At 43.4% G+C, this 8223-nt stretch carries 6 protein-coding genes; all 6 read left to right on the forward strand.

The window, feature by feature from the left end:
• Positions 1-161 precede the first annotated feature (161 nt).
• The 6 genes from mrcB to purH all read left to right on the forward strand — a co-directional run bounded on the left by mrcB (position 162) and on the right by purH (position 8160).
• Positions 162-2636, forward strand: a complete 2475-nt coding sequence (gene mrcB / locus FW759_RS12350; protein ID WP_095568824.1) for a penicillin-binding protein 1B — start codon at positions 162-164, stop codon at positions 2634-2636.
• A gap of 48 nt (positions 2637-2684) precedes the next feature.
• Positions 2685-3506, forward strand: coding sequence for a tetratricopeptide repeat protein (locus tag FW759_RS12355; protein ID WP_446443141.1), 822 nt, complete (start codon positions 2685-2687; stop codon positions 3504-3506).
• A gap of 129 nt (positions 3507-3635) precedes the next feature.
• Positions 3636-4562 carry a 50S ribosomal protein L11 methyltransferase gene (gene prmA, locus FW759_RS12360; protein WP_446443142.1) on the forward strand — a complete coding sequence of 309 codons (927 nt, stop codon included), beginning with the start codon at positions 3636-3638 and terminating at the stop codon, positions 4560-4562.
• A 179-nt stretch (positions 4563-4741) separates the two neighbouring features.
• The gene (locus FW759_RS12365) at positions 4742-5899 is read left to right on the forward strand and encodes a zinc-ribbon and DUF3426 domain-containing protein (protein WP_446443143.1); all 1158 of its coding nucleotides are present in this window, start codon (positions 4742-4744) and stop codon (positions 5897-5899) included.
• A 164-nt stretch (positions 5900-6063) separates the two neighbouring features.
• Positions 6064-6426, forward strand: coding sequence for a DNA-binding transcriptional regulator Fis (gene fis, locus FW759_RS12370; protein ID WP_062844165.1), 363 nt, complete (start codon positions 6064-6066; stop codon positions 6424-6426).
• Between the two features lie 153 nt (positions 6427-6579).
• Positions 6580-8160, forward strand: coding sequence for a bifunctional phosphoribosylaminoimidazolecarboxamide formyltransferase/IMP cyclohydrolase (gene purH / locus FW759_RS12375; RefSeq protein WP_446443144.1), 1581 nt, complete (start codon positions 6580-6582; stop codon positions 8158-8160).
• Positions 8161-8223 lie beyond the last annotated feature (63 nt).

The raw sequence follows: 8223 nt of genomic DNA on the forward strand, positions 1-8223 counted from the left end.
GAGTATTTAGAGACAGATTATACTATAAGCCGTCGCTGCAAGTAGCATAACTGCTTGTAGTCTACTAACAATGAATGACTGCATTGACGATGATAGATTGAAAAATTTGTCATTTTACGTCATTATGAGGCAGTTTTTTATCCAAAAATGGTGCGACATCAGTGCAAAAATCCAATCCCAAGCTATTACCTTCCTCTAAGCCTACTCATCATACGCTGCCCTCACAACAGCGCGGCTTGGTATTTAGTAGTCTTCTATTAATCATCGTCATCGCTGGTATGGTCCTATTGGCACTATATCTAGTGAAACTTGATCGCACCATTACCCATAAGTTTGAGGGTAAGCGCTGGGACATTCCTGCAAAAGTATATTCCCAGCCACTTGAGTTGTATCAAGGTGCGAATGTTGATAGAGATACGATGAAGACGTGGCTTGAGCTTTTAAATTATCAAAGCAATAAGTCCTATGATCGCACGGGTACTTATCATCGCTCAGGCAATACCTATTTTATCCATACGCGTGGCTTTACTTATAGCTCAAGTGATATCGACAAAGAGCAGGTCATTAAAATGACCATTGCCGGTAATAAAATCGAGTCGATTCAAAGCACTTTACCTGCCAAAAGTGGCATCATTCGTTTGGAACCTGTCAATATTGGCGGTATCTATCCAGATAGCAACGAAGATCGCTTGGTCGTCTCGTTAGATGAAGTACCCCAGCCATTGATCGATGCATTGATAGCCACGGAAGACCGTGCATTTTATGAGCATAAAGGGGTTTCGATACGTGGTATTGCACGTGCTGTTCTCAATAACTTTTCAGGTGGCTCTAGACAGGGTGGTTCAACCATTACGCAGCAGCTAATTAAAAATTTCTATCTGAATTCTGACCGCACCCTAAAACGTAAAGCCAATGAAGCCTTAATGGCCGTGCTACTTGAACTGCACTATAGTAAAGATGAGATTCTCCAAACTTATTTGAATGAGATTTATTTGGGCCAGAACGGCAATCGCTCGATCAATGGTTTTGGTTTGGCATCACAATTCTATTTTGACAAACCTTTGAATGAGCTGCGTTTGGATCAACAAGCCATGCTTGTCGGGATGGCAAAAGGTCCAAGTATTTATAATCCGCGTCGCAATCCAAATGATTCAAAAGCGCGCCGTGATATTGTCCTTAGTAATATGCTGGCAGTGGGTTCAATCAGCCAAGAAGACTACGATAAAGCAGTGAAGCAATCACTTGGCATCGTCGATAAGCCTGTTGAGGGCAAGAGTCAATTCCCAGACTTTCTAGATATCGTGAAACGTGAATTAAACACTGTGTACTACTCTGACGATCTCAAAAACGAAGGTCTGATTATCATTAGTACGCTAGATCCTATTGCTCAGTTAGCAGCAGACAAAGCCGTTGATAAAAAGCTTGGGGAGCTGCGCCGCAACAATAGTAAAACCAAAAATCTACAGGGTGCTTTGGTAAGTGCCAATCCTGAAACGGGCGAGCTTGTCTCTGTGGTCGGCAGTGGTAGTGAATTTACAGGCTTTAACCGCGCCGTCGATGCTAAGCGTCAAGTGGGCTCGTTGTTAAAACCTATTATCTATATGACAGCACTTGAAAGCGGTCGTTATAATCTGGCCAGCTCAATAGACGACTCGCCAATTACGGTGAATTTGAATGACGGTACCAAGTGGAATCCTAAAAACTATGACAATCGTGATCATGGTTTTGTGCCACTCACCACTGCTTTATCAAACTCCTATAATCACAGTGCCGTACGTTTAGGTATGGAGTTCGGAGTAGACACCTTTGCCAAGCAGTTACAGCGCATGGGGGTTAAAGAAAAAATACCACCTTATCCTTCTGCTTTATTAGGCTCAGTTAATCTTAGCCCAATGGATATGCTTGGCGTCTACCAAGTGTTTGCGACGGGTGGCTTTCGCACGCCGATTCATAGTATTCGTACTGTGATTGATGATCGTGGTCGCATTTTGCAACGTACTGGTTTAAACACTCAGCGTAGCATCCCACCTGAGACCAACTTTTTGACCAACTATGCGTTACAACAAGTGGTTGCAACGGGTTCTGCTAAACGGGCGCAATCGCTTGGTAGCAATCTAAACTTGGCGGGTAAAACAGGCACTACGAATGATTTCCGCGATGCTTGGTTTGCAGGCTACAGTGGCAACTATGTCAGTGTGGTTTGGGTAGGTCGTGATGACAACAAGCCAATTGGTTTGAGCGGTGGTACAGGTGCCCTACCAGTTTGGGTTGACTATATGAAACGCTTAAAACTTACCCCTGTGGCGTTGCCTGAGCCTGAAGGTATCGAATGGTTATGGCTTGAAAACAACTCAGGCAAGTTATCAAATGAACGCTGTGCTGACGCTCGCTACCTACCGGTCATGTCTGCGCATTTGCCAGAAGAGGCCAGTAGTTGTGCAATTGGTCTTTATCAACAAGATCGCAATCGTGAACAGATGCAAGGACAGGATCAGGAAAGCGCTATCAACCAGCAACGTCGCCGTGAAGGTTTGGAGATTCCAAATGGCGAAGCGGTTGACTCTGATAATCAAGAAGGTGATGATGCAGAAAGTCGTGCTGATACTTGGTATGACCGTGCCGTTGAGTGGTTTTAGAGTTCAATGACGCTAAAACTGTTTTTAAAACTTATAAAGGGTTTCGACATGATGTTATCTCTCAATCAAACTGTATTAGCTAAGCAGGTGTTTATAATGCCACTCAAAAAGAGCAGCACTGCCAATACCTCATTGACAGTTGGTGTACTGATCGCCATGTTAAGTTTGAGTGCCTGCCAGACTGCACCAAGTATGTCTACTACAGCGCAGAGTACACCTATACAAGCCAGCTTACCATCACAGGAACGAGTGTCAGAAGCCGTTACCACAGTAAAGGTTACGCCTGTCACTCAAGCGCCTATCGTGAGAGCCGATGATGAAAGCGATTATGCGATTGAGTCTGATGGTTCTTCTGAACCATCAAATCCCTTGACGCAAGAGACACCTGTTCTTGATACACCTAGCTCCGCATCGATTCCATCTAATACCATCATCCTCACTCCTTCTCGTGATGATTACATGATCTCAGAACCAATAGTACCCTCACGCAACGAGTTACTAGAGCAAGCAAGAAAAAATTCACAGCAAAGGACTCAGAGAGCAACAAGCAACAACAGTGATCTGCCAGCATTTCGCAATTTGATGCAAACTGGCATCAATCAACTGAAATCTGGCAATCTGACCAATGCTGAAAATAGCTTCACTCGTGCACAGCGCCTAGCGCCTAAGTCTTCTGCCGTATACTTTTATCTGGCGCAAGTGGCATTGAAAAAGAACCAACCTCGCAAAGCAGAGGCGATGGCTAGACGCGGGCTTACGGTTTCGCAAGATTCTAGTCGTAGGCGAGCCTTGTGGCAAATTATCTTGCAGTCTGGACAAGCTCAAGGTAATTCGCGTGTCATACGTGAAGCAAAGCAAGCCTTACGCTAATAAAGGCAGTACTTGAGCCATCAAGCACTAGACAAGAAAACCATACTATTATTTTTTTAAATTTGGTACGTTCATCGTTCACTTAAAACATATCTATATTCATTTTTATTCAAGCTTAAGGTTATCGTTATGGCATGGCAACAACTGCATTTACAATGTGAAAAAGCAAACGTCGATTTGGCTGAAGCACTGCTACTAGAAGCAGGGGCATTATCCATCGCTTTAGACGACGCAGGTGACCAGCCTTTATTTGAGCCATTACCTGGTGAATCACCACTATGGGATGATGTCATCTTAACCGGATTGTTCGATGCCACAACTGACACGGGTAGCCGCCAAGCCGTTGAGCAGCTGAGTCATGAGATTGCCGCGCAAGTACAAGCCACACGTATTTGGCTGAGCGCCGTTGATGACAAAGACTGGGAACGCGAATGGATGAGTAACTATCATCCTATCGAATGTGCCAATAACTTATGGATTGTGCCAAATTGGATAACGCCGCCTAACCCTAAGGCAACCAACATTATTATGGACCCAGGACTTGCTTTTGGGACTGGCTATCATGCCACCACTCGTTTGTGTCTTGATTGGCTAACAGAACAAGATTTAAATGATAAAGTTGTCATCGATTACGGTTGTGGTTCGGGTATTTTGGGCATTGCCGCTTTGTTATTAGGTGCACGTCACGTATTTGCCGTCGATATCGACCCTCAAGCCGTACTGGCCACCAATCAAAATGCAGCGCGCAACCAAGTGGGTGACCGTCTACAAGCATTTTTGCCAGAAGCCTTCACTGATTATTGCTCAGAACATGATATCTTGCCTGTCAATGTGATCGTTGCCAATATTTTGGCCAAGCCTTTGATTGGCTTAGCGCCTTATTTTTCTACCTTAATCGCACCAAAAGGTCGTATTGTTTTGGCGGGATTGATTGAGTCTCAAACTGAACAGGTCATGGCAGCTTATCAGCCCTATTTTACACTTGATCCGAAACATGCTTTCACTGCCCAAGAAGAGCAGCACTGGCAGCGATTATCTGGTACATTTACAGGCTAGCAACATTTAATTACATCTGTTACGATAGAGGGTAGTCAAATGTTATGTGTTTGATGCCACTCTATCTTTAGCTGTAACTCATTAATTTGTTGTACGTTTGAATGCAAGTATGAGCGTGATAGGCAGTTTTTATAAGTGGCTGAGCGGTATTGATAACCATCTTTTTTGGATTCGACCCTATGACCACTGCCATAAAAACTCAATGCCCCCATTGCAAAGCTTGCTTTGACGTACAGCAGACTCAGTTAAATAAAGTAAATGCCATCGTCAACTGTGAGCAGTGTCAACAAAGTTTTTTGGTCAATCAACATCTTATTGTCACTCATACTAGCTATCGTACTAATACTCGATCAGAGACCAAATCATCCAATCAAAATATGCCGTCTACGAATAGGCAACTGGTAAAAGAGTTTTCATCTGATGATTTGATTTATGATGATATGGATATCGATGAGGCCTCAGATACCGAGTTAGAGTATGACTCACTAGACAGTATGGATGCATGGTTGACTCAAGCAAGTCATGCATCCACTCCTGTTAATACACCTTCGTATAATACCTCTAAAGCAGCAAATAAAAACAGCCACGCCTCTACGAAACCTTTATTAAATGACCATGCGTCAACAGCACCCTCTGCAATAAGTTCAGTAGCAGCTAATGATATTCATGCAAGCGTAGATAAAAAAACAGACAATGCATGGCTTGAGGAGCTTCTAAAAGAACAAAACAAGCGTGAAGAGACACTGCAAGACGATACAGATTTATCACAATTATTGCTGAATATGGGTGTGCCTCTTAAGGACGAAAACAACATCCCCGAAAAGCATATTAGAAAATCTCAAGCAAAATTTTCACCAACGTCAGAAAAACAGTCAATTGCCTCATTACTATGGGTACTTGGATGCTCCGTACTGGCTCTCTTACTTTTTGCCCAATATGTCATTTTTAATTTAGAAAATCTGGTCAAGAAACCAGTTTATGCTGAACGCCTACAAACAATCTGTTCTATCGCTGCTTGTAGTTTGCCAAGCGCTGATTTAAATGCATTATCAATTGTTAACACCAATCATCGCTCAAGCCTAGTTAATGATGCCAGCACCTTTAGCGATGTAAGTGCGACGTTAAATAATCAAAGTGCAAAAGCACAGCTTTACCCAAATCTCAAGGTCAGTGTTTATAGTGCGAATAGTATGATTGGCGAATTTATCGCGACACCAGAAGAGTATTTACTGAGTAAACAAAACTATTTGGCTGCTGATAGTGCTAGGCAGCTTTTGTTTACAATTCCCGTAGCTGATACAAAAATCCGCGAAATCACTATAAATCCTTTGTACTGATTTCGCTGTTGAGCAGCAAAATAGGTGGTCATTTACAGTATAAAACTGTTCTTACTCGATAATCCTACTGAAGATAACAGCCAATCTGTCAGCGCTAGACAAAATTAGTTTGATATAATACCCTACCCTCTCATGGTTTGATTCTCTCTAAAGGACATTATCTTATGGCAACTCATGCACAGCATAACGCCAATCATTTTGCCAAAAGCTCTGATCATCTTGCCGATTATAATGAGAACGACTATCGTCATCCGGCGCATGGTTTTTGCTCTTCTTTAGGTAGTGATACCAATCATGCACAGGAGCCTTTACGTGTACATGTAGAACGTGTGGTAAGACAGTATTTCGCCATGCTGGGTGACGAGACACCTACTGATTTGTATGAATTGATCTTAAAACAAATTGAAGAACCCCTCTTATCTGTCGTGCTCGAAAAAACTCGAGGCAATCAAACCAAATGTGCGCAAATTCTTGGTCTTAATCGCGGTACTTTACGCAAAAAACTCAAAACTTACGACTTAATGTAGCACAGGCTATATGAGCGCTCTTATATTCATTAATCTTCACTATGTATGGCAATTTGACGTTCATGACTTTATCCTCAGCGATATCGTCTACAATAACTGTCATTATCCCCTTGCCAGACGTTTACGTCAGGCTTTTTTTATGGAAGTTTTTTTATGAGTACAACCCCACTTGCACTATTATCGGTCTCTGATAAATCTAATATCGTTGAGTTTGCCGAGGGTCTTATCAAAGCAGGTTTTGGCTTACTATCTACTGGCGGCACTTATCGGTTACTCACAGAAAACAATATTGCTGTCACCGAAGTATCTGACTACACAGGCTTTCCTGAGATGATGGATGGTCGTGTTAAAACGCTACATCCTAAAATTCATGGCGGCATCCTCGGACGTCGCGGTACAGATGATGCTGTGATGAGTGAGCATGCAATCGAACGTATTGACCTGGTTGTGGTGAATTTATATCCTTTTGCTGAAACCATTGCTCGTGCTGATGTAACCATGAACGATGCCATCGAGAATATTGATATCGGTGGTCCTACTATGGTACGTTCAGCGGCAAAAAACCATGCCCAAGTTGGAATCGTCACTGATCCAGCTGACTATGAGCGTATACTTGTTGCATTGGGTGATGGTACTGAACTGACAGCTGCTTTACGTTACGATTTAGCGGTGAAAGCTTTTGAACATACTGCACAATATGACGGTATGATTGCCAACTTCTTAGGTAGCCGTGTCAATGAAGACCAAAGCGCTGAGAATTTTTCGCGTACATTTAATGTGCAACTTGAAAAAGTACAGGACCTACGCTACGGTGAAAACCCACATCAGAATGCCGCTTTTTATGTAGAAAATAACCCATTAAAAAGCCAGCAAGCCTCTATTGCGACCGCTAAGCAATTGCAAGGCAAAGCACTGTCCTATAACAATATCGCCGATACTGATGCAGCGCTTGAATGCGTAAAAGCTTTTAGTACACCTGCTTGCGTTATCGTTAAGCACGCCAATCCTTGCGGTGTCGCTGTTGATGCTGATCAGGTAACGGCTTATCGCACGGCTTTTAGCACAGACCCTGAGTCTTCTTTTGGCGGTATCATCGCTTTCAACCGTCCATTAACGTTAGCAGCTGCTCATGCCATCATCGACAACCAGTTTGTTGAAGTGATTATCGCCCCTAGCGTTGAAGAAGGTGTACTCGAAGCAACGGCTGCTAAGAAAAACGTGCGCGTATTGGTATGCGGCGAACTACCTGCACCGGATCAGCGTGATACCCAGCTGGACTACAAGCGCGTTAATGGTGGTCTGTTAGTACAAGAGCAAGATCTTGGTTTGATTACTGCCAATGACCTGACCATCGTCACAGACGTACAGCCAACCGAAGCGCAAATTGCCGATCTACTTTTCAGCTGGAATGTGGCGAAATATGTCAAATCTAATGCCATTGTTTATGCAAAAGGTCAGCGCACGATTGGTGTGGGTGCAGGTCAAATGAGTCGCGTCAATTCAGCCCGTATTGCAGCTATCAAAGCTGAGCACGCGGGATTAGCTACTGAAGGTGCTGTCATGGCATCAGATGCCTTCTTCCCATTCCGTGATGGTATTGATAATGCTGCCCAAGTTGGTATTTCTGCCATTATTCAGCCAGGTGGCTCTATGCGTGATGATGAGACCATTGCTGCAGCAAATGAGCATGGTATCGCGATGGTATTCACAGGTATGCGCCATTTCCGCCATTAATAAGTCGAAGCTGTAGATAATAAAAAAGCCACTGTCAAAATACAGTGGCTTTTTTATGTTCCA

The organism is Psychrobacter sp. 1176_08 (genome assembly GCF_052850615.1).

Coding starts and splice junctions, on each gene's coding strand:
- FW759_RS12365 (WP_446443143.1), top strand. CDS start 4,742: ATGACCACTGCCATAAAAACTCAATGCCCCCATTGCAAAGCTTGCTTT.
- FW759_RS12355 (WP_446443141.1), top strand. CDS start 2,685: ATGATGTTATCTCTCAATCAAACTGTATTAGCTAAGCAGGTGTTTATA.
- prmA (WP_446443142.1), top strand. CDS start 3,636: ATGGCATGGCAACAACTGCATTTACAATGTGAAAAAGCAAACGTCGAT.
- fis (WP_062844165.1), top strand. CDS start 6,064: ATGGCAACTCATGCACAGCATAACGCCAATCATTTTGCCAAAAGCTCT.
- purH (WP_446443144.1), top strand. CDS start 6,580: ATGAGTACAACCCCACTTGCACTATTATCGGTCTCTGATAAATCTAAT.